The organism is Actinoallomurus spadix (assembly GCF_024055725.1).
Lineage (GTDB): Bacteria > Actinomycetota > Actinomycetes > Streptosporangiales > Streptosporangiaceae > Actinoallomurus > Actinoallomurus spadix.
On the sequence record NZ_JAMXMX010000002.1, the window covers coordinates 169,499 to 189,186 of the forward strand.

Here is a 19,688-nt window from a genome sequence, read left to right on the forward strand (position 1 = left end):
TCGTCACTCCGCGGGCTCGCCGTTCGCCGGGAACACCTGGACATTGCGCTCCTGGGGCTGCTGCACCGGCTGCTGCTGCTGCGGCTGGGGTTGCGCCGGGGGCTGGGCCGGCATGGGCGGCTGGTGGTGGCGGCCGCTCGCCGGGTGCGGCTGCTGTGGCTGCTGTGGCTGCGATTGCTGCTGCTGCGGCGCCTGGGGGTGCTGCTCGGGACGGGCCGCGGGCCGCTCCGGCTCGCTCTGGGCGACGGTGTCGGCGACCATCTCCTCCAGCGGGCCGGCCTTCTCCTCCTGCTCCAGCAGCGTCACGAGCGTCTCGGTGATCTCGCTGAGGCGGCCGAGGGCCTGCGTGTGCCGCTTCGTGAGCTGGGTGAGGCGCTGGGAGGCGTCCTCGTTGATGACCGACGAGCGGCGCTCGGCGGTGGTGAGGGTGCGCTCGGCCTCGGTGCGGGCGTCGGTGACCAGCGTGTCCGCTTCGCTCTTGGCCGTGGCCATGATCTGCTCGGACTCCCGCTGGGCCGCCGAGAGCATGTGACCGGCGTTCTCCTGCGCCTGGGCGAGCGTCCGCTCGGAGTTGCCCTGGGCCTCGTCGAGGATGCGCTTGGCCTCGCGCTCGGCGTCCTGCTGGATCTGGGTGCCCTTGCGCTCGGCCTCGTTCAGCTTCGCCTGGGCCTCTTCCTCGGCGAGGTTGATGATCTGGCGGAGCCGCTCGCTGAGGTCGTCGCCGGTCGGACGCCGGGCCTCGCGGACCTCCGACATCTCGCGGCGGGTGCGTTCGACCTCGTCGAGGGCCCGGGACAACCGAGCCTCGAGCTCGCGGATCTGGTTGCGGGTACGGGCGATGTATTCGTCGACCTGACGGCGGTTGTAGCCGCGCATGACGATCTCGAACGTCTCCTCGCGGAGGGGCTCCTCGCGGAAGAGGTTCGGCAGGATCTCGGCTTCGTTGCTCATGGCCCTCGGGGGTGGAAGGAACGTCTGTGTCGACTCTCGATGGTTCCCCCCTTTTCGCGCAAGGGGAATGGGAGTACTGGCAGGAATTCCGGGCCCGCCGGCGCGGCGACACGAGAGTCTTCCCAGCTTAAATACCGCAAATTACGGTATTTGGGAAATGTGGCGCGCCAACCGTGCGCCAACCGTGCGCCAGCCGAACGGAGACGGCGCCGCCGCCGCTCGTAGACTGGGCGACCGTGACTGACTTCTTCCACGGCACGCTCGGCGAGCACAGCCCCGACATCCACCCGGAGGCGTGGGTCGCGCCCGGAGCCGTCGTCGTCGGCCGCGTGCGGCTCGGCCGGGCGGCCAACGTCTGGTACGGCTCGGTGCTGCGCGGCGACGACGAGGAGATCATCGTCGGCGAGGAGTGCAACATCCAGGACCTGTCCTGCCTGCACGCGGACCCGGGCATGCCCGCGGTGCTGGAGGACCGGGTCAGCCTGGGGCACAAGGCCATGGTCCACGGCGCGTACGTCGAAACGGGCTCGCTCATCGGCATCGGCGCCATCGTCCTGAACGGCGCGCGGATCGGCGCCGGCACGCTCGTCGCGGCGGGCGCCCTCGTCGGCCCCGGCAAGAAGATCCCCTCTGGGGTCCTCGTCGCGGGCGTCCCGGGAAAGGTCGTCCGGGAGCTGAACGACGACGACCGCGCGGTGCTCGCCTACACCCCCGAGACGTACGTACGGAAGGCCGCCCTGCACCGCGAGGCCCGCTGGAGCTGACGCTTCAGCGGGCCCGCGATCAGCGGTCCTTCAGGGGTCAGCGGCCGCTGCCGCCCTGCGATCCGGTGGCCTTGGTGGGCGCCGAGGCGGTCCAGCCCTGAGTGACCACCGTCGAGGAGGTCCACACCGAGCCCGGGGCGAACCCGGTCGTGAAACCGCCCGGCTTCACGAGAACGATGTCCTCGCCCAGCGCGCGTCCGGCGGCGGTGTCGATGATGAGGCGATGTTCGAGGGTGCCGGCGCGCGCCGTCCGCTCGGTCACGGCGATCGCCGCGCCCGACCGGCCCCGGGCGTCCTTCACCTGGCCGATCGCCCGGACCGCCCGCAGGTCCGCGAGCATCCGGAACGCCGCTCCCCGCACCTTCGGGGTCGCCGGCATCTCCGTGATGAGGCCCTTGGCGACGGTGTACAGCCACAGGTCCGAGGACATCGGCTCGCTCGAGGACTCGGTCCCGTGCCCCTGGTACCAGCGCTGCAGGGAGGCCTTCAGCCGCTTCGGGTCGGCCGGCAGCGCCCGGAGGTCCTTCATGGTGACGTTGCGGCCGAGCCAGAAGACGTGGCCGCCGTCGTCGAGCGGGGCACGGTCGACCCTCGTCGGCCCCGGCTTCGTGGACAGGGTCATCGGCTTGAGGCCCTTGCCGGGGACCTTGACCTTGAAGGTGGCGGGGGAGCCCGCGCGCTGCCAGGCCGCCGTGTCCGCGGCGGTCGCCGGCCGGGCGCCGAGTGACCGGTTGCTGCTCCACTGCGGGCGCCCCGGCAGGCTCGGTGTCCACTGCTCGCGCTGATCCTGCTGGACGACGGTGTAGCCGCCGTCGGCGACCCGGTAGGTGTCTCGGTCGACGATCGTGGTGTGCCAGTACCCACCGGTGCCGTCCGCCTGCCCGTCCGCCTCGGTCGCGGCGGCCAGCAGGATCGACCGGGCGTCGAGTGTCCTCGTGGTCGAGCGGCCCGCCTGTGGCCCGCCCGCCCCGCCGCCGCCGCCGCCCGTACCGGTGGTTCCGGTCGTGGAGATCGCGACCGCCGCCGCGGCCGTCGCGGCGGTGAGGCCGAGGCCGCCCGTCACCCACAGGGTCCGGCGGGCCGGCATCGTACGGCGGCGGCCGCGGGTCGCGGTACGGAGCCGTTCGCGTCCCTTCGCGACGACCGCGTCGTCGGGAGCGGGCCGGTCCAGCATCGTGCGCACCATGCGCAGCTCATCCATTGACGTCGATCTCCTTCTCGAGTGCGGTGCGAAGCTTCTTCCGGGCCCGGTTGAGACGCGAGCCGACGGTTCCGTATGGGATGCGCAGGGCCTGGGCGACCTCCTCGTGACTGAGGTCGGCGAGCGCCACGAGCAGCAGGACGTCCCGTTCCTTGCGGGTCAGCGCGGCGAGGGCCCGGGCCAGCTGCGGCTGCAGACCGGCCGCGGCGACCGCCGTCACGACCTGGTTCTCGTGGCCGTGGTCGTCAGGAGCCGCCCGAACGCGGGCGAGCGTCTCGTAATGCCGCGACTCGACGCGCCGGTGCTGGGCGACGAGCTTCGTGGCGATGCCGAACAGCCACGGCCGCAGCGCCCCGCGCGCGGGATCGAACCGCTCCCGCTTGCGGAACGCCACGAGGAACGTCTCGGCCGCGATGTCGTCGGCCGCCTGGCTGTCGAGTCGTCCCGCGACGTACCGGTGAACGTCGCCGAAGTACCGGTCATAGACGGCGGTGAACCGCTCAGGGTCACTGCGGTACTCCCGGGCGAGGTCGGCGTCGCTCACCCTCCCGGCCGTCCGCGTGTCGGCCAGGCCGGTCACGTCTTGATCTCCGTCATGGGCGCCTCCCGGGCGAGGTGTTGGGCGGACACCGGTTCTCCGCGCCTCCGCCCGATCGCTTTCGCTCCGATCGGCGATCTTCTGGTCCGATCCGAGAAATCCCGTTATGGGGCCCGTCCCGGTGGCGGCGATCCGTACGGAATGTCACCCACGGCGGTCGGGCGGTCTCGATCCGTGATCGCCGGGCATCCGAGGGTCTTGGGGTGCCGTTTACCATTGCATGGTGGTCTGGGGGCAGGCGTACGGCGAGGTGCCCTCGGCCGCCGCCCAGGATCCGTTCGCGGTGGTCGAGCGGGACACGCGTGCCATGGTGACGGCCGGCTGGTGGCCGGCCACACCGCCCCTCCAGCGGCAGAACCTCGTCGCCGCCCGGATGCTCGTCCTGCCCGACGGCACCTGGTGGCTGTTCGGCGCCTGGGCCCGCTGGTACCGCTGGCTGCCCGCCGACGGCCAGTGGCACCTGTGCCCGCCGCCCCGGCTGCCCATGACGCGGACGTCCGCGCGGCCCCTCGGCCAGGGAATGCCGGTGCCGCGCATCCCTCCCCACCTGGTGCCCTCCGGCCCCGACTTCGCCGTCGAACCACCGCAGTCGCTGCCCTTCGTCGACGTCGACGTACGGCCCGAGGTGACCTCCCGCGTACGCGCGACGGTCGAGTCCGCCGCGGCGCTCCCCTCGCACGACTACCCGCACTGGTGGAACGCCTTCTCCTCGTCCGCGCCGAGCACGGTGGCCGTCGGCTGGGGCGTGATGCTCTGGTCCGCCGCGGCCCCGGTGTTCGACTCCGCCCTCGACACCCAGCTGCTCGGCCTCTGGTCGCCGTACCGTGCCCGGCCGCTCCCCGCGGCCGACGGGCCGCGCTGGCTCACCCCGCCGCCGCTGGAGTCGCTGGTCGGCCTGTACGCCGAGCGGCTGCGCGCCCGCCGGGTCGACGCGGCCGTCGTCATCCTGCGGACGATGTGGGCGATGGCGAGCGCCCTGCGCGAGGACTCCCGATTCCGCGTCCGCGCGGACGCCCTCCTCGCCATCCTCGACGCCACCCTGCACAACCCCACGGTCGACTACGCCGCCCTCCCGTACGGCGACCAGGCGCTGGTCCAGCAGTGGCTCACCCGATGCCCGCCCACCCTGGCGCCGGCGCTGCGCATCGAGGCGTCGGCGGGGGAGCACTTCCGCAACGCGTTCTACGACCTGGCCGTCTGCCTCGCCTCGATCGCCGGTGACCCGGCCGAACACGGATACGTCGAGCCCCGCCTCATCGCGACGGCGCTGCTCGCCGCCGACCTGGCGGTCGTCCGGCGCGAGGTCACCGAGCAGGTGATCGGCTGGCTCGACCCGGAGACCCGCCGCGCGGCCCAGGCCATCCTCACGGGCCCCGGCCACCCGCTGCGGCGCTTCTGGCCGCAGGACGGCCGGCTGCCGCCTCCCCTCCGGCGGCGCGTCGAGGCCCTCCGTCCGGCCGCGCGCGGCGCGCTCCTCGCCACGATGTACGCCGTGGACCTCGCCTGGTGCCGGCTGGGCGGCGGCATCCCGGCCCGTCCCCGCGGGTTTCCCGTGCCGGTCGCGATCATGGCCGAGATCGTCGGCGCCGACCGCGCCAGGTCGGCGGCGCCCGCCGACCCGGTAACGCCCGATCTGGCCCCGGTCGCCCGGCAGTACCCACCGGTTCCCGCTCCCGGGTCGCCGCAGGTACCCCCCGTCGCCCATCAGCCGCCCACCGGCCCGCCCGGCCAGGCCCCGGCCTGGGCGGCGCCTCCCGCCGCGGCCGGCCAGGCCGCGGACACCGGCCGGTCCGGGAGCGCCCCGGCGATGGGGACCGCCCCACCGCAGGCCGTTCCCCCCACCTCGGCCGCCGGCGCCCCGCGAGCGGCCGGGCCCGGTGAGCCGGCGCCCGCTCCCGCCGTGAGCGCCGAGGCCGGGGCGGACGGCGCTCCGGCGCCCGACGACCTCTTCGCGACGCGCATCGAGCCCGATACGCCGAACGTTCTCCGCGACGCCGCGCCGGACGTCCCGCCGGCCGCCGCGCCGGGCCCGTCGTCGGGTGACGGGCCCCCGGCCGTGAGCGCCGGGACGGGAGCGGACGGCAGCCCAGAGCCCGATGACCCCTCCGTGACGCGGATCGAGCGCGATGCGCCGGACGCCCCGGCGGACGCGGCGTCGGTCGCTGCGTCGGATGGCCCGCGGGACGCGGCATCGGAGGCCTCGCCGGACTCCGCATCGGACGGCTCGCGGGACGCTGCGCCGGACGCCTCATCGGACGCGGCGTCGGTCGCTGCGTCGGATGGCCCGCGGGACGCTGCGTCAGAGGACTCGGCGAACGCTCCGTCGGGCGCTTCGCGGGACGTCATGTGGGACGCCCTGGCGAATGCCGCATCGGCCGCCTGGCGGGACGCCGCGCCGAGCGCCCCGTCGGACGCCTCGCGGCCCGCACCGGCGATTGCCGCGTCGGACGGCGCCCAGGGCGCCGCGCGGGACGTCCCCGTGAACGCGGCGCCGGGTCCGGCGTGGGGCGAGGCGGCGCCCGCCACGCGAGCCTGGTACCCATCCGCCGAGCCGATGCCCGCGCATGGGGGAGGGGAGGAGCCCCAGGCGGACGAGGTCACGATGCTGGACCCACCGCCGATGGCGCCGGCCGACGCCACGTACGTCGACCCGTTGGCGGACGGTACCCGAGCGGACGGCTGGACGCCGGTTCCGAGCCCGCAGCCGGGTGCTTCCGCGCCGGCCTCACCGCCCGGTCCCCCGGCGCAGGCCGCGCCGGTTTCGCGGGGCGGCCCTCCCGTACCGCCAGGGCCGTCCGCGCGGCCCGGACTTCCAGGGGCATCCGGGCAGTCCGGTCATCCGGGGCCGTCCGCGCGGCCCGGACTCCCGGGGTCATCCGGGCAGCCCGGTCATTCCGGGGCATCCGCGTTGCCCGCGCCTCCCGTGCCTCCTGCGCCGCCCTCGCCGGCCGGGCCGCCGGTGCCTCCCGCACCCGTACCGCCCACCCGGGTGCCCGGGCCGCCGCGCACCCGGATCCTCGGCGATGCGCCGGGGACCCGCGTCCTGGGGGATCCGCCGGAGCGGCCGGGCACCCGGATCATGTCGCAGACGATGATGGGCGACCTCATGGGCGCGCCCATGCCCGGCCGCCCGGTCGGCGAGATCGAGCCGCCGCCCGCCGGGTCGGTCCTGCCGGAGGTCATCGAGCGGTTCGGGATCCGGTTCGTCTCCGGCGCGGACGATCTCGTGGGGCTCCTCGACGACGTGCATCGCCGCGCTTCCTCCGGCGAGGACAGGGCTCCCGCCGTCCTCGTCGTCGGCGCCCCGCACGGCGGACAGCGCCGGTTCGCCCGCCTCCTCGCCCGTACGCTCGCCGATGCGGGGACGGGCGACGGCGCCGTCCGTACGCTCGACGGTACGGAGCTCGGCGACCCGGGTGAGGCCCTCGCCACGGCGCTGGCGGGCGGCGCGCCGCTGCTGCTGGAGTGGATCGACGCGGTGCTGCGGCGGGCGGGTGAGCCGGCGGCGGTCGCGGCGGCCGTGATCCGTTCCCGCGAGGACGCGGCCGGAGGCGCCGCGCTCATCGCGACGTGCGAACCAGCGGCGTACGACCGGATGAAGGCCGACCTCCCGGAGCTGGCCGGGGTTTTCCGGGTGTTCCGGCTGCCGGACCTGACCGACGCGGAGACCCGGCTCGCGCTCGTCCACGTGCTGGCGGACGAGCGCCGTGTGACGGTCAACGCGCCCGCCCTGCAGGCCGTCAAGGCCGATCTGCCGAGGCTGACCGGATACGGCGACCTGGTGAACGCGCGTCTCGTCGAGGCGTATCTCGACCGCGCGGTCGCGCGGCACACCGACCGGTTCGGGGCGTCCCGCGATCGTCTGGTCCTCACGCCGGAGGACTTCAGTGGCGTGGCCGAGGAGATCGAGCCCGCCCTGCGGGCTCCAGGGGATGTCGACGGCTTCCTGCGGGCGCTCGACGGGATGATCGGTCTCGACGAGGTGAAACAGGCCATCGGCGGCCTGATCGACGAGGCACGGCTCGCCGTCGAACGCGCGGCGAAGCGGGCGCCGTCCGGTGACCCGAGCCGCCATCTGATCTTCCTGGGCCGTCCGGGCACCGGGAGGCGTACGGTCGCGGGGCTGCTCGGCGGCGCGTACGCCGCGTTGGGCCTTCTCGACTCAGGTCAGGTCGTGGTGTGCGACGCGCGCGACCTCGCCGGCGACGACGTGGCGGCCAAGGTGGCGGCACAGGTGGACCGGGCGGTCGGCGGTGTGCTGCTGATCGAGAACGCCTCGCTGCTCGACCGGATGTCCGGAGCGGTGACGGCGCTGCTCCGGCAGATGGGCGACCGCCGTGACGAGTTCCTGATGATCTGTTCGGCCGAGCCGGACGAGATGGACGGGTTCCTGCTCGCGAATCCGGAGTTCCGGGCGGAGTTCGGAGCGGTCGTGGAGTTCCGGGAGCCGACCGACCGGCAGCTCGTGCAGTTGTTCTCCCGGTTCGCCGAGCGTGAGCTCTATCTGCTGGACGAGGAGCTGCGCGTCGAGCTGCTGGGGAGGTTCGGCGAGATGCGCGCGTCGCGGCGGTTCGCGTTCGCCGAGACGGTGCGCCGGCTGTTCGACGCGATCGTCGCGCGGCAGGCGGCGCGGCTGGCGGGAGCGCGGGTCGACGCGGCGACCGTGGCCCGTCTGACCGTGCGTGACCTGCCGGAGTCTCCCGCGGAGCGGCTGCTGCAGAGTCTCCACGAGGACCGTACCGGGCGGTAGTCCGAGGTGGCCCCTGGGCCTACCTGGGCGGGTGGCCGCCGAATGGCCCTCTTGGGTCATGTGCGCCGGCGGATCCGGCGCGTAGCCTTTTCCACAGGTGTGGGGACGAACGGAGGTGGACGCGGTGCGCCAGTCGAACCTCGATATGCGCGTCCACGACCGGGTCGCGTTGGATGAGATCGAGCTGTACTCGGAGATGCTCAGCGCCGTCGCGACGGCGGATCGGCCGTTGACGACCGATGAGATCGACATGGTGCTCGGGATCGGCCACACGCCACGGTCGTAACGACGTGAGGTCGGCGCACGCGGGGATGCGCCGGCCGTTTCCCCCAAGTCGATCGATCAGCTTCGAGTCATCCGGTCGCCGGCCGGCTCGCTCCCCGGTGACGGTCAGGATTTGACGAGGCGCGCGATGGCCGCCGAGGCCTCCTTGACCTTCTCCTCGGCCGCGGGTCCGCCCTCGCTCACGGCCTGGGCGACGCAGTGGCCGAGATGGTCCTCCAGCAGCCCGAGTGCGACGGACTGCAGGGCACTGGTGACCGCCGAGACCTGGGTGAGGACGTCGATGCAGTACTGGTCCTCGGCTACCATCCGCTGCAGGCCTCGTACCTGGCCCTCGATGCGGCGCAGCCGGACGAGGTAGGCGTCTTTGTCCTTGGCGTACCCGTGCATACCGGCCACTGTATACCCCCTAGGGGTAGACCCCCAAGTGATCGTTTAGGGGGACCGCTCGGGGGCAGGGCACGAAGCGACCTGCACCCGAGTCGGGCCACCGGAGCCGGCCCGAGCGAAGCCCAGGGCGGTCGGTAACAGGGGGGCGAAGGTTCGCTTTCCTCCTGGTAAGCCGTACCATCCTCAGCGGACTGTTCCCGCACTTCAGGAGAAGGACGTGCGATTCCGACTCACCCCGCGTGAGGACAGCTACTACGACATGTTCGCGGACTCCGCGAACAACTTGGTGACGGGTGCCAGGCTGCTCGTGGAGCTGATTGGCGACGGGGCCGACCGTGAGGGGATCGCGGAGAAGATGCGCGCCTGCGAGCACGCAGGTGACGAGTTCACTCACGCGATCATGCGGAGGCTCAACGAGAGCTTCATCACGCCCTTCGATCGAGAGGACATCTATCGGCTGGCGTCGACGCTCGACGACGTCATGGACTTCATGGAGGCGGCGGCGGACCTTGTCCTGCTGTACAAGCTCGACGAGTTGCCCCGGGACATCGTCGCCCAGGTCGAGGTCCTGGAACGCGCGGCCGAGCTGACCGCGGAGGCCATGCCGCGCCTGCGCGGGCTGCGGGATCTCAGCGAGTACTGGATCGAGATCAACCGGCTCGAGAATCAGGGCGACCAGATCTACCGGCGCCTGCTGGCGGAGCTGTTCGGTGGCGACTACGACGCGCTGACCGTCCTGAAGCTCAAGGAGGTCATCGACCAGCTCGAGGCCGCCGCGGACGCGTTCGAGCACGTCGCCAACACCGTCGAGACGATCGCGGTCAAGGAATCGTGATCCCCGTGTCGCCGACGCGTGTGTTCGCCATGTCCGCGAGCCGATGTCCGCGGTTCGTCGCGGGGAAGGGAACGCCGCCGTGGAGCTGACGGCCCTCATCGTCGTCGTGGGCATCGCGCTGTTCTTCAACTACACCAACGGCTTCCACGACGCCGCGAACGCGATCGCCACCTCGGTGTCCACCAGGGCGCTCACCCCACGGGCCGCCCTGGCGATGGCCGCCGTGATGAACCTGGTCGGGGCCTTCCTCGGCACCGGCGTCGCCAAGACGGTGGGCAGCGGCATCATCGATCCGCCGAAGGACATGCACGGCCTGTCGATCGTCGCCGCCGCGTTGATCGGCGCGATCGTGTGGAACCTCATCACCTGGTACTTCGGCCTGCCCTCCTCGTCCACCCACGGACTGGTCGGCGGGTTGGTCGGGGCGGCGCTCGCGGCGTCCAGCACGGTGCTGTGGCACGGGGTGATCTACAAGGTCGTCCTGTGGATGGTGGTGTCGCCGCTGATCGGGCTGGTCTTCGGCTACCTGGTCATGGTCGCCATGCTGTGGATCTTCCGTAAGTCCAATCCCAGCAAGGTCGGGCGCCGGTTCCGCATCGCGCAGTCGCTGTCGGCGGCGGCGATGGCCCTCGGTCACGGCCTGCAGGACGCCCAGAAGACGATGGGCATCATCGTGCTCGCGCTGGTCACGACCGGGTACCAGTCGGCCGCCGACTCTCACGTCCCGGTCTGGGTGATCCTCGTGTGCGCGGCGGTGCTGTCCTACGGGACGTACGCCGGCGGCTGGCGGATCATGCGGACGCTCGGCCGCAGGGTCATCGAGCTCGACCCGCCGAAGGGTTTCGCCGCCGAGGCCACCGCGGCCAGCGTCCTGTACGCGACGGCGTTCATCTGGGAGGCGCCGGTGTCCACGACTCACACGATCACCGCGGCCATCATGGGCGTCGGGTCGACCAAGCGGCTCTCGGCGGTCCGCTGGGGCGTCGCGGGCAACATCATCTTGGCGTGGATCTTCACCATCCCGGCGGCGGGCATCGTCGCCGCGATCGCGTACTGGATCATGCACCTGTTCGCGTGAGGTTCGCGCGGCCCGTTCGTGGAACGGGCCAATGAGTGGCGGGGCGGGAAGGCCGACCGGTCTCCCCGCCCCGCGCCGTTCCCGCATCAGCCGAAGCGGCCCGTGATGTAGTCCTCCGTGGCCTTCTCGCCCGGGTTCGTGAAGATCTTGTTGGTCTCGTCGATCTCCACCATCCGGCCCGGCTTGCCCGGCCCGGCGAGGTTGAAGAAGGCCGTACGGTCGCTCACCCGCGCCGCCTGCTGCATGTTGTGGGTGACGATGACGATCGTGTACTGGTCCTTCAGGCTCGCGATCAGGTCCTCGATCGCCAGCGTGGAGATCGGGTCCAGCGCCGAGCAGGGCTCGTCCATCAGCAGCACCTGCGGCTCGACCGCGATGGCGCGGGCGATGCACAGCCGCTGCTGCTGACCACCGGACAGGCCGGCCCCCGGGCGGCCCAACCGGTCCTTGACCTCGTTCCACAGGTTCGCCCCGCGCAGGGACTTCTCCACGATCTCGTCGAGCTGCGCCTTGCGGCGAACGCCGTTCAGCTTCAGGCCCGCGACGACGTTCTCGTAGATCGACATCGTGGGGAACGGGTTCGGCCGCTGGAAGACCATGCCGATCACCCGCCGGACGGCGACGGGGTCGACGTCCGGTCCGTAAAGGTCCAGGTCGTCGAGCAGCACCTTGCCCTCGACCCGCGCGCCCGGGATCACCTCGTGCATCCGGTTGAGGGTCCGCAGGAACGTCGACTTGCCGCACCCGGAGGGGCCGATGAACGCGGTCACCGAGCGCGGTTCGATCGTCATCGAGATGTCCTCGATGGCCCGGGTCTTGCCGTAGTAGGCGTTCAGCCCGGAGACCTCGATCCGCTTGGCCATGGGGGGAGTACTCCTATCGGGATACGGGCTTGCGCAGGCGGGCGATCAGGCGCGCCGCGAGGTTGAGCAGCATGACGAAGAGGATCAGCGTGAGCGCGCCGGCCCACGCCCGGTCGATGGCGACCTGCTGCGGCAGCTGCGCCTGGTCCCAGACGAACAGCGGCAGCGCCATCTGCGGGCCCTTGAACGGGCTGTTGTTGATCGCGGTGGTGACGAACACCGTCATCAGCAGCGGCGCGGTCTCGCCCATGACGCGGGCGATGGCCAGCATGACGCCGGTGATGATGCCGGTGAACGCGGTCGGCAGGATGACGAAGCAGATCGTCCGCCAGCGCGGCACGCCCAGCGCGTACGACGCCTCGCGCAGGTCGTTCGGGACGAGCTTGAGCATCTCCTCGGTGGCCCGGACGACCGTCGGCAGCATCAGCACCGCCAGGGCCAGCGAGCCGGCGAAGCCCATGTACTCGAAGCCGAGCAGCGCGATCCAGAACGCGAACACGAACAGGCCCGACACGATCGAGGGCACGCCCGTCATGACGTCGACGAAGAACGTCACGATCCGCGCGAGCCGCCGGCCGCCGCCGTACTCGACGAGGTACACCGCGGTGAGCACGCCGATGGGGATCGAGATCACGCTGGCCAGGCCGACCTGCTCGATCGTGCCGATGATCGCGTGGTACGCGCCGCCGCCCGCGTCGCGGCCGCCGATGGCGTTCATGGAGTGGGTGAAGAACTCCATGTCGAACCGCTTGGCGCCGTTCTTGATGACCGTGTACAGCAGCGTCACCAGCGGGATGACGGCCAGCGCGAAGGCCGCGCAGACCGCGACGAAGGCGAGCTTGTCCTTGAACTTGCGGATCCCGGACGGGCCGGTGAGGTTCACGGTGCTCACACGAACTCCTTGCGGCGGGAGATGACCGCGCGGGCGGCCATGTTCACGAGAAGGGTGATGACGAAGAGCACCAGGCCGGAGGCGATGAGCGCGCTCTGCCCGATCTTCCCGGCCATCGCGAACGTGTTGGCGATGTTGGCGGCGAAGGTGTTACCGCCCGGCTTGAGCAGGTGCAGGCTGATGCCGGAGGCCGTGCCCAGCACCAGCGCGACCGCGATCGTCTCGCCCAGGGCCCGGCCGAGGCCGAGCATCGAGGCGCTGATCATGCCGGAGCGACCGAACGGCAGGACGGCCATCCGGATGACCTCCCAGCGCGTCGCGCCGAGGGCGAGGGCGGCCTCGATGTTGGCCCGCGGCACCTGCAGGAAGATCTCGCGGGTGATCGACGAGATGATCGGCAGGATCATGATCGCCAGCACGATCGAGGCGGTCAGGATGCACTGCCCGCCGACCGTGTCCCCGCCGAACAGCGGGATCCAGCCGAAGTCGTCGTGCAGGAAGGTCGCGACGCCGTTCATCTTCGGCACGAAGAACTGCAGGCCCCACAGGCCGTACACGATGCTGGGCACCGCGGCGAGCAGGTCGACGACGTATCCGAGCCCGTCGGCGAGCCGCCTCGGCGCGTAGAACGCGATGAACAGCGCGATCCCGACCGCGACGGGTGTCGCCAGGATCAGCGCCAGCACCGACGACAGGACGGTGCCGAAGGTGAGCTGGGCGATCCCGAACCGCGACTGGGCGGCGTCGGGGTTCCACTCCTGCGAGGTGAGGAAGTTCGCCTTGTCGGCCCGCAGCGCCGGCACCGCCTTCACGATGAGGAACACCGCGATCGCCGCCATGATCACGAGGAGGAGGATGCCGGAGCCCTTCGCGGACAGTCCGAACAGCCGGTCCCCGAGGCGCCCGGTACTCATCTTGCGGGTTCTGCCGTCCAGAGCGCGGGTCGCGCCCTGTTCGAGGGTCTCGCTGGTCATCCTGCCTCCCATGCCCACCGACTCACCCTGTCGTTCATAGGAATCTCTTCACTGCACGCGACCGAGCCGGTACGGGGCACCCGCACCGGCTCGGTACTCACTTCGGGTCAGGACAGGCCCTTCACGGCGGCCTGGACCTTGGTCAGGATCGAGTCGGGCAGCGGCGCGTAGCCGAGGCCGCTGAGCACCGACTGGCCCTGCTGGCTGGAGGTGTAGGTCAGGTAGGACTTGACGAACTTCGCCTGCTGGTCCGGAAGGCCCTTCTCGCAGACGATCTCGTACGTGAACAGGATGATCGGGTAGCCCTGCTTGGTCTTGTAGTCGACCTTGAGGGCCAGGTCGTTGCCGGTGCCGGTGATCTGCGCGCCGGCCGCGCCCTGCGAGGCGGTCTCGGCGGAGGGCTCGACGAACTGGTTCGCGCCGTTGCCGATCTTCGCGGTCTGCAGCTTGCCGTTGGTCGCGTAGGACAGCTCGGCGTAGGCGATCGCGCCGTCGGTCTGCTTCACGACCGTGGAGACGCCGTCGGACTTGGTCGCGCCCTGGCCGCCGGGGGCGGTCCACTTCTTGCCGCCCTCGAACTTCCAGATGTCCGGGGCGGTGTCCGCGAGGAACTTGGTGAAGTTGTCCGTCGTGCCCGAGTCGTCGGCGCGGTGCACCGTCTTGATCGGGGTGCTCGGGAGCTTCGCCTGCGGGTTGTCCTTCTTGATCGCCGCGTCGTCCCAGGTCTTGGTCTTGCCGGCGAAGATGCTCGCCAGGGTGGTCGGCGACAGCTGCAGGCCGTCGACGCCCTTCAGGTTGTAGACGACCGCGATCGGGCCGATGACCATCGGCAGGTCGAGGGCCTTGCCGTCCTTGCAGCGCTGGTCGGCCGGGCCGTGCTCCTCCGGCCTGAGCGCGGAGTCGGAGCCGGCGAACGCCACCTGGCCCTGCGTGAACGCCTGGATGCCCGCGCCCGAACCGTTGCCGTTGTAGTTGAGGTTCGCTCCGGCGCAGTTCTGCTGGTAGCCCTTGGTCCACTCGCTGATCGCGTTGGCCTGGGCCGTGGAACCGGCGGCGTTCACCGCCGTCTTCACGCAGTCGCCGCTCGCGGCGGTGCCGCCGCTGCCGGCGCCCTTGCTGCCGTTGTCGTCCGTACCGCACGCGGTCAGCGCGAGCGCACCCGCAAGGGCTACGCCGCCAAGAGCGGCCAGCCGAGTGCTGTTGATCACCGAAGTCTCTCCTCGAGTCATGTGTCGGGCGGGGCCCCGGGCGTTCGCACGGCCGGGGGGCACCGTCGAGTCCCGACGCTAAGCAGGAGAGGTGTCCAGCCACTCCGATCCAGGTGAACGGAAGATGAACGTGATCGTGACTTGTCGGAAAATAAGCCCTTCCGTAGGGCGTCCGTACGGTTAACACCCCTGGATACAGGTGTCAGAACCGGTGCCCGGGACGGTCAGCGAGCCGGGGCGCGGTACATCGCGTCGGTCGCGAAGTGCTCGAAGCCGAGCCGCGCGTACATGCCGGTCGCGGGCGTGTTCGACTCGTCGGCGTACAGGATTACCGTCGGCAGGCCGAGCGACCTCAGGTGGTGCAGCCCGGTCAGGGTCAGCGCCCGGCCCAGCCCGAGCCCCTGCGCGGACGGGTCGACGCCCACGACGTACACCTCGCCGACGCCGTCCTCCACCTTCGTCCAGTGGAAACCGATCGGCTCGCCGTCCCGCTCCGCGAGGAAGAACCCCGCCGCGGAGAACCACGGCTCGCGCTCCCGCCGTTCGAGGTCCGCGCGGGTCCAGGCGCCCTGCTCCGGGTGGTCCGCGAACGCCCGGGCGTTCACCCGCACCCACGCGTCCTCGTCCACCCCCACCTGGAACGTCCGCAGCCGCACGCCCGCCGGCCACGCCACCTCCGGCAGCGACGCGTCGAGCGGACGGCGCATCTTCCACAGCGCCCGGAACCGCTCGAAGCCCAGCGAACCGGCCAGCGCCACGGCACCCGGCAGCTCGCCGTGCGCCCACACCCGGAGCGAACCGGCCGCCCCGAGCAGCGCGGTCGCCAGGGCACGGCCGTGCCCCCGCCGCCGGAACCCCGGATGGACCACGAACTCGGCCGCGTCACCGTCGAGGACGCCGACGCCCGCGAGCGTCCCGCCGTCGCGCGTGAGGAACGCCCCGCCGCCGTCGCGCAGCCGCAGCAGCGTGCTCTCGCCCAGCGGCCGTACGCCGTCGACCTCCGCGGCCGCCTCCGCGACCGCCAGCGCGTCCCCGACCTCGTCGTCCGTCAACCGCTCCCGCGTTATCACGTCCATGGCGCGAGCGTAATATCAGCGCCTTTGACCATCGAAGTCAGAGATCGGTCTGGAACCCTTCCGTACGGGGCGAACGTTGCCATACGATCAGGCACTCACCTGCGCGGAAGGCGGTCGTCGTGGGCGATCCGGGACTCCCGATCATGGCCGGTGCGCTGGCCGTGCCCGTCACTGTGCTGCTCCTCGTTCTCGTGTTCGCGCTCATGGGCCGCCGCTGGGTCCTGACCGGCCCGGACGCCGCCGTCGAGGACGACGAGGCGAGGTACGAGGACGACGCACTCGACCCCACGCCGTACCGGCCGGCCCTGGAGCCGCCGCGCGCCGCCTCTCCGGGAGCGTACGACGCGTACGGCCCCGCTCCGGGGTACGGTTCCGTCCCCGCGGCCCACGAGTCCCATGGGCCCGGCCGCAGGCCGTACGCGGCTCCTCCGCCTCGCGAGCCCTACGAGAGGCCCGCACGGGAGCCCTACGCGCCGCCCCGGCCGTCCGAGCTCTCCGACTGGGAGCCGTACGTCCCGGCCCCGCGACGATCCCCGGAGCCGTCCTCCCGGTTCCCCGCGGTCACGGACTCGTACGCGGCGGCGCCCCGCGACCTCTACGCGCCGCCCCACGGTGATCCGTACGGCGCGGGCGTGCACTCCTCCCACGGGTCACCCGCGGCGTGCGGAAGGAGCCCGATGCCTCCCAGGACGGACCGCCCCGAACCGCCGGCGCGTCCCGACTCCTGGGAGGATGGGCGGCGCTTCCCCTACGGCCCGTACGACGCCCGCTGAGGCGACGGCGGCACGAGAGAACCGAGCGGAGACCAAGGCACCATGGGCTTCCTGGTATTGCTGATCTTCCTGCTGTTCGTCGTGGTCCTCGCGGTCGTCTCCATCGCCATCGTGGCGGGCGCACGACGCGGCCGGCGGAGCGCCGCCCCCTACGGTCCCGGTCCCCACCAGCCGTTCCCGCAGCCGCCCCACGGGACCTACGGCCCGCCGCCGAACGGCCCCGGAGGTCCCTACGCTCCGGGCGGCCACCTCCCGCCGCCGGACGGCGCCTACGGTCCCCACCCCCAGGCGCCTCATCCGCAGGGCGGTCCGCCGCCGCAGGGCCCGGGATGGTCCGCGCCCCCGCGCTGACCGCACCATGGTCCGTACGGCTCCCGCCGAGGCGACGGCCGCCGAGAGACGACGAGTGGATACCTGAACGTGCTCACCCCTGTGGCAGCTTTGATCATCCTGCTGATCGTCGTGGCCGCCGTGGTCGTGCCCATCGCCATCGTGGCGGGCAGGCGACGCGCCCAGCGCCCGGGACCGTACGGTCCGGGTCCGGGACACCCGCAGGCGCCTCACGGGTGGCACGGACCGCCCCCGTACGCGCCGGGCGGCCCGTACGGTCCCGGACCACAGCAGCAGCCGTACCCGCCGGCGCCCCAGGGCCCGTACGGACCGCCCCCGAACGGTCCCGGAACCCCCCACGCCCCGGGCGGCCAGGTCCCGCCCCCGCCGGACGGCGCGTCCGGTGCTCCGTACTTCCCGGGCGGCCAGGTCCCGCCCCCGCCGGACGGCGGCCCCGTCGCACCGGGCGGTCCGCACCCGCAGGGCGAGCCGCCGCAGGGCCCGGACTGGGCCGAGCCGCGCTGACCTCTCGAACGCCGGCCCCCGACCGGTCGCGAGGACGCGTCGGCAGGCCGGCTCAGCCGGTGAACGCGACGGACGCCGCGAGGTCCTTCTGGCTCTCGAGCGTGGCGAGACGCTCGGTGACCGCGCTGTGGACGGCGTCATAGGTGTCGGAGCCGAGGGTGAGGCGCAGGGGCGGGTTCGGATCCCGGGTGGTGTCGTAGATCGCGGCGGCGACCTTGGCCGGGTCGCCGGGAAGGGCGTCGGCGTCCGTCGCCTCCAACCGCCGCCGGATCCGGCCGACCGCGTTGTCCCGGTAGGGGGCCGTCTCGGTGGTGTAGCGCAGGGCCGAGGCGAAGCCCGTGCGGGTGCCGCCGAGCTCGACCAGGGTGAGGTGAACGCCGAAGCCGGTGACCTCGCGGCCGACGCTCTCGGTGAACCCTTCGAGCCCCCACTTTGCCCGCGTGGTAGGCGCTGTGCGTGGGGATGCCGATCTGGCCGCCCATGCTGGAGATCTGATTGATCCGGCCGCCGCCCTGCTCGCGCATCGGCCGCAGGAACGCCCGGGTGATCAGCATCGGCGCGAGCAGCAGGACCTCGATCTGGTCGCGAGCAGCGGAGCGCCGGGTGTTCTGGTCGTCGGCACGATGAACATCCTCGGCGCTCCGTTCGCACGCGCCAGGGGCGCAGTGCGAGGACGGCGTGGACAAGTCCGCCCCGCCGATCGGTGGCCCAGACGAACGGACTGCGGATGCCGGATGCCGGCTCCTCCTGGCGGCAGGCCCTTCGCCGCCGGTGTTGCCGGGACGGAAGGGGCAAGCAGGACGAACTTGGTTCGCCGCGGCGGCGAGGTGGCCACGGCGGCGGCGAGGTGGCCGCCGCGGCGGCAAAGTGGCCACGGCGGCGGCGAAGAGGCGGCCGTGAGCCTCCGATGGGCAGGCCGATGGCCGCTCCGAAGGGCCACCCTCGGGCCCGGGGTGTGTGCGTCGCCGGGCTGACCTGTGTAATGTGCGAGCCCCCGCTCAGCGGTGGGCGGGGGCTCCTTCCTCGGTGGGCCGGGTATCGGCGACGAAGCGGTAACCGACGTTTCGGACCGTTCCGATCAGGGACTCGTATTCCGCGCCGAGCTTGGCGCGGAGTCGCCGTACGTGCACGTCGACCGTGCGGGTGCCGCCGAAGTAGTCGTACCCCCACACCTCCTGCAGCAATTGCGCGCGTGTGAAGACCCGGCCGGGGTGCTGGGCGAGGTACTTCAGCAGCTCGAACTCCTTGAACGTGAGGTCGAGCACCCGTCCGCGCAGCCGTGCCGTGTAGGTCGCCTCGTCGATCGTCAGCTCACCGCTGCGGATCTCGCCCGGGACGTCGTCGGGCTGGGCGGCGGCCACCCGGCCGAGCGCCAGCCGGATCCGCGTCTCGACCTCGGCCGGACCGGCGGTCTGCAGGAAGACGTCGTCGAGGCCCCATTCCGGGGTGAGCGCGGCCAGGCCGCCCTCGGTGACGATCGCGATGAGCGGGGCGTCGAGGCCCGTGGTGCGCAGGAGCCGGCAGAGGCTCTTGGCGTGGGCGAGGTCCCGGCGCGCGTCGACGAGCACCAGGTCGGACGGTGGCGCGTCGAGGAGGGCGGACCCCTCCGCCGGCGCGACGCGAACGGAGTGGAGCAGCAGGCCCAGGGCGGGCAGGACCTCGTCCGAGGGTTCGAGCACGTTGGTCAGCAACAGCAGGCTACTCATACGGCCTCCTCGTTTGGGGCCCAGAAAGACGTCGAGGACCCGAGGGCGACGCTGCCCGGATCCCTAATAGGCGAGGATATCGAATGAGCGGAAAGAGCTCACTACCCGAGTGGTGTAGACCACGGAAGGGGGACCATGGCCAAGGGCCTGATCAGGTACTGGGCCGCCGCCCGCGCGGCGGCCGGAACCACGGAGGAGCCCTTCGACGCGACGACGCTGGCGGAGGCCCTGGCGGCCGCCGCGGCCGGCCGGGGTGCGGAGTTCGGCCGCGTCCTCGCCCGGAGCTCGTACCTCGTGGACGGCGCCCCGGTCGGCACGCGGGACCCCGCGTCGGTCACGTTGCCCGACGGCGGCACGGTCGAGGTGCTGCCGCCGTTCGCGGGCGGGTGAAGCCTTCGTTCCCGGGTGGGTGCTGCCTCCGTTCCCGGGCGGGTGGGGGCCGCCGTTCGCGGGCGGGCGCGGGGGCGTCGCGGCCCGTGGTCCTGCCGGGCG

At 72.2% G+C, this 19,688-nt stretch carries 20 protein-coding genes and 1 pseudogene; 9 read left to right on the forward strand and 12 right to left on the reverse strand.

The window, feature by feature from the left end; all coding sequences use genetic code 11:
* Positions 1–3: 3 nt before the first annotated feature.
* Positions 4–951: a DivIVA domain-containing protein gene (locus tag NE235_RS02845; protein ID WP_252799083.1), complete on the reverse strand. Its 948-nt coding sequence runs from the start codon at positions 949–951 to the stop codon at positions 4–6.
* A gap of 236 nt (positions 952–1,187) precedes the next feature.
* Here NE235_RS02845 and NE235_RS02850 point away from each other — a divergent pair, with 236 nt between their 5' ends.
* The gene (locus tag NE235_RS02850; protein WP_252799084.1) at positions 1,188–1,715 is read left to right on the forward strand and encodes a gamma carbonic anhydrase family protein; all 528 of its coding nucleotides are present in this window, start codon (positions 1,188–1,190) and stop codon (positions 1,713–1,715) included.
* Positions 1,716–1,752: 37 nt separating this feature from the next.
* On the opposite strand, the gene NE235_RS02855 is transcribed toward NE235_RS02850, so the two are convergent.
* Together NE235_RS02855 and NE235_RS02860 are read right to left on the reverse strand one after the other, a co-directional pair.
* Entirely contained in the window at positions 1,753–2,916 is a 1,164-nt protein-coding gene (locus NE235_RS02855; protein ID WP_252799085.1) for a CU044_5270 family protein, read from the reverse strand.
* Complete coding sequence (locus NE235_RS02860; RefSeq protein ID WP_252799086.1) at positions 2,909–3,496, reverse strand: RNA polymerase sigma factor; 588 nt, start codon at positions 3,494–3,496, stop codon at positions 2,909–2,911. The genes NE235_RS02855 and NE235_RS02860 overlap by 8 nt, the downstream gene beginning before the upstream one ends.
* 241 nt (positions 3,497–3,737) lie before the next feature.
* On the opposite strand from NE235_RS02860, the gene NE235_RS02865 reads away from it, so the two are divergent.
* Together NE235_RS02865 and NE235_RS02870 are read left to right on the forward strand one after the other, a co-directional pair.
* Positions 3,738–8,264 (forward strand): hypothetical protein, encoded by a 4,527-nt coding sequence (locus tag NE235_RS02865; protein WP_252799087.1) that lies wholly within the window; start codon positions 3,738–3,740, stop codon positions 8,262–8,264.
* A gap of 97 nt (positions 8,265–8,361) precedes the next feature.
* Complete coding sequence (locus tag NE235_RS02870) at positions 8,362–8,550, forward strand: hypothetical protein (protein WP_252799088.1); 189 nt, start codon at positions 8,362–8,364, stop codon at positions 8,548–8,550.
* A gap of 104 nt (positions 8,551–8,654) precedes the next feature.
* Here NE235_RS02870 and NE235_RS02875 read toward each other — a convergent pair whose 3' ends face one another.
* Positions 8,655–8,936 carry a metal-sensitive transcriptional regulator gene (locus NE235_RS02875; RefSeq protein ID WP_252799089.1) on the reverse strand — a complete coding sequence of 94 codons (282 nt, stop codon included), beginning with the start codon at positions 8,934–8,936 and terminating at the stop codon, positions 8,655–8,657.
* Between the two features lie 217 nt (positions 8,937–9,153).
* Here NE235_RS02875 and NE235_RS02880 point away from each other — a divergent pair, with 217 nt between their 5' ends.
* Entirely contained in the window at positions 9,154–9,771 is a 618-nt protein-coding gene (locus NE235_RS02880) for a DUF47 domain-containing protein (protein ID WP_252799090.1), read from the forward strand.
* A gap of 79 nt (positions 9,772–9,850) precedes the next feature.
* A complete protein-coding gene (locus tag NE235_RS02885; RefSeq protein WP_252799091.1) occupies positions 9,851–10,849 on the forward strand; it encodes an inorganic phosphate transporter in 999 nt (332 codons plus the stop codon).
* Between the two features lie 86 nt (positions 10,850–10,935).
* On the opposite strand, the gene pstB is transcribed toward NE235_RS02885, so the two are convergent.
* The 5 genes from pstB to mshD form a co-directional block, all read right to left on the reverse strand.
* Entirely contained in the window at positions 10,936–11,712 is a 777-nt protein-coding gene (pstB, locus tag NE235_RS02890) for a phosphate ABC transporter ATP-binding protein PstB (RefSeq protein ID WP_252799092.1), read from the reverse strand.
* 13 nt (positions 11,713–11,725) lie between these two features.
* The gene (gene pstA, locus NE235_RS02895; protein ID WP_308206010.1) at positions 11,726–12,604 is read right to left on the reverse strand and encodes a phosphate ABC transporter permease PstA; all 879 of its coding nucleotides are present in this window, start codon (positions 12,602–12,604) and stop codon (positions 11,726–11,728) included.
* Positions 12,601–13,578 carry a phosphate ABC transporter permease subunit PstC gene (gene pstC, locus NE235_RS02900; protein WP_406567527.1) on the reverse strand — a complete coding sequence of 326 codons (978 nt, stop codon included), beginning with the start codon at positions 13,576–13,578 and terminating at the stop codon, positions 12,601–12,603. Before pstC ends, pstA begins: the two co-directional genes overlap by 4 nt.
* 107 nt (positions 13,579–13,685) lie before the next feature.
* Positions 13,686–14,786: a phosphate ABC transporter substrate-binding protein PstS gene (pstS, locus tag NE235_RS02905; protein ID WP_252799093.1), complete on the reverse strand. Its 1,101-nt coding sequence runs from the start codon at positions 14,784–14,786 to the stop codon at positions 13,686–13,688.
* Between the two features lie 224 nt (positions 14,787–15,010).
* Positions 15,011–15,862: a mycothiol synthase gene (gene mshD / locus NE235_RS02910; RefSeq protein ID WP_252799094.1), complete on the reverse strand. Its 852-nt coding sequence runs from the start codon at positions 15,860–15,862 to the stop codon at positions 15,011–15,013.
* Between the two features lie 119 nt (positions 15,863–15,981).
* Between mshD and NE235_RS02915 the strand changes: the two genes are divergently transcribed.
* The 3 genes from NE235_RS02915 to NE235_RS02925 all read left to right on the forward strand — a co-directional run bounded on the left by NE235_RS02915 (position 15,982) and on the right by NE235_RS02925 (position 17,490).
* On the forward strand, positions 15,982–16,635 hold the full coding sequence (locus tag NE235_RS02915) for a hypothetical protein (protein WP_252799095.1): 654 nt from the start codon (positions 15,982–15,984) through the stop codon (positions 16,633–16,635).
* 42 nt (positions 16,636–16,677) lie between these two features.
* On the forward strand, positions 16,678–16,986 hold the full coding sequence (locus tag NE235_RS02920; protein ID WP_252799096.1) for a hypothetical protein: 309 nt from the start codon (positions 16,678–16,680) through the stop codon (positions 16,984–16,986).
* Between the two features lie 69 nt (positions 16,987–17,055).
* Complete coding sequence (locus NE235_RS02925) at positions 17,056–17,490, forward strand: hypothetical protein (RefSeq protein ID WP_252799097.1); 435 nt, start codon at positions 17,056–17,058, stop codon at positions 17,488–17,490.
* Positions 17,491–17,542: 52 nt separating this feature from the next.
* Here NE235_RS02925 and NE235_RS02930 read toward each other — a convergent pair whose 3' ends face one another.
* The 3 genes and pseudogenes from NE235_RS02930 to NE235_RS02935 form a co-directional block, all read right to left on the reverse strand.
* Positions 17,543–17,749 carry a Rossmann-fold NAD(P)-binding domain-containing protein gene (locus NE235_RS02930; protein ID WP_252799098.1) on the reverse strand — a complete coding sequence of 69 codons (207 nt, stop codon included), beginning with the start codon at positions 17,747–17,749 and terminating at the stop codon, positions 17,543–17,545.
* A 166-nt stretch (positions 17,750–17,915) separates the two neighbouring features.
* Positions 17,916–18,365 (reverse strand): annotated as a pseudogene (locus tag NE235_RS38555) (SDR family NAD(P)-dependent oxidoreductase); the annotation flags it as partial.
* Between the two features lie 123 nt (positions 18,366–18,488).
* Positions 18,489–19,196, reverse strand: coding sequence for a winged helix-turn-helix transcriptional regulator (locus NE235_RS02935; protein WP_252799099.1), 708 nt, complete (start codon positions 19,194–19,196; stop codon positions 18,489–18,491).
* A gap of 135 nt (positions 19,197–19,331) precedes the next feature.
* Between NE235_RS02935 and NE235_RS02940 the strand changes: the two genes are divergently transcribed.
* Positions 19,332–19,586: a MoaD/ThiS family protein gene (locus tag NE235_RS02940; protein ID WP_252799100.1), complete on the forward strand. Its 255-nt coding sequence runs from the start codon at positions 19,332–19,334 to the stop codon at positions 19,584–19,586.
* The last annotated feature ends 102 nt before the right edge of the window (positions 19,587–19,688 follow it).

Excerpts from the sequence above, each read along its gene's own strand:
- NE235_RS02845 (WP_252799083.1), bottom strand. The coding sequence starts at position 951 with ATGAGCAACGAAGCCGAGATCCTGCCGAACCTCTTCCGCGAGGAGCCC.
- NE235_RS02855 (WP_252799085.1), bottom strand. The coding sequence starts at position 2,916 with ATGGATGAGCTGCGCATGGTGCGCACGATGCTGGACCGGCCCGCTCCC.
- NE235_RS02875 (WP_252799089.1), bottom strand. The coding sequence starts at position 8,936 with ATGCACGGGTACGCCAAGGACAAAGACGCCTACCTCGTCCGGCTGCGC.
- pstB (WP_252799092.1), bottom strand. The coding sequence starts at position 11,712 with ATGGCCAAGCGGATCGAGGTCTCCGGGCTGAACGCCTACTACGGCAAG.
- pstC (WP_406567527.1), bottom strand. The coding sequence starts at position 13,578 with ATGACCAGCGAGACCCTCGAACAGGGCGCGACCCGCGCTCTGGACGGC.
- mshD (WP_252799094.1), bottom strand. The coding sequence starts at position 15,862 with ATGGACGTGATAACGCGGGAGCGGTTGACGGACGACGAGGTCGGGGAC.
- NE235_RS02920 (WP_252799096.1), top strand. The coding sequence starts at position 16,678 with ATGGGCTTCCTGGTATTGCTGATCTTCCTGCTGTTCGTCGTGGTCCTC.
- NE235_RS02935 (WP_252799099.1), bottom strand. The coding sequence starts at position 19,196 with ATGAGTAGCCTGCTGTTGCTGACCAACGTGCTCGAACCCTCGGACGAG.
- NE235_RS02940 (WP_252799100.1), top strand. The coding sequence starts at position 19,332 with ATGGCCAAGGGCCTGATCAGGTACTGGGCCGCCGCCCGCGCGGCGGCC.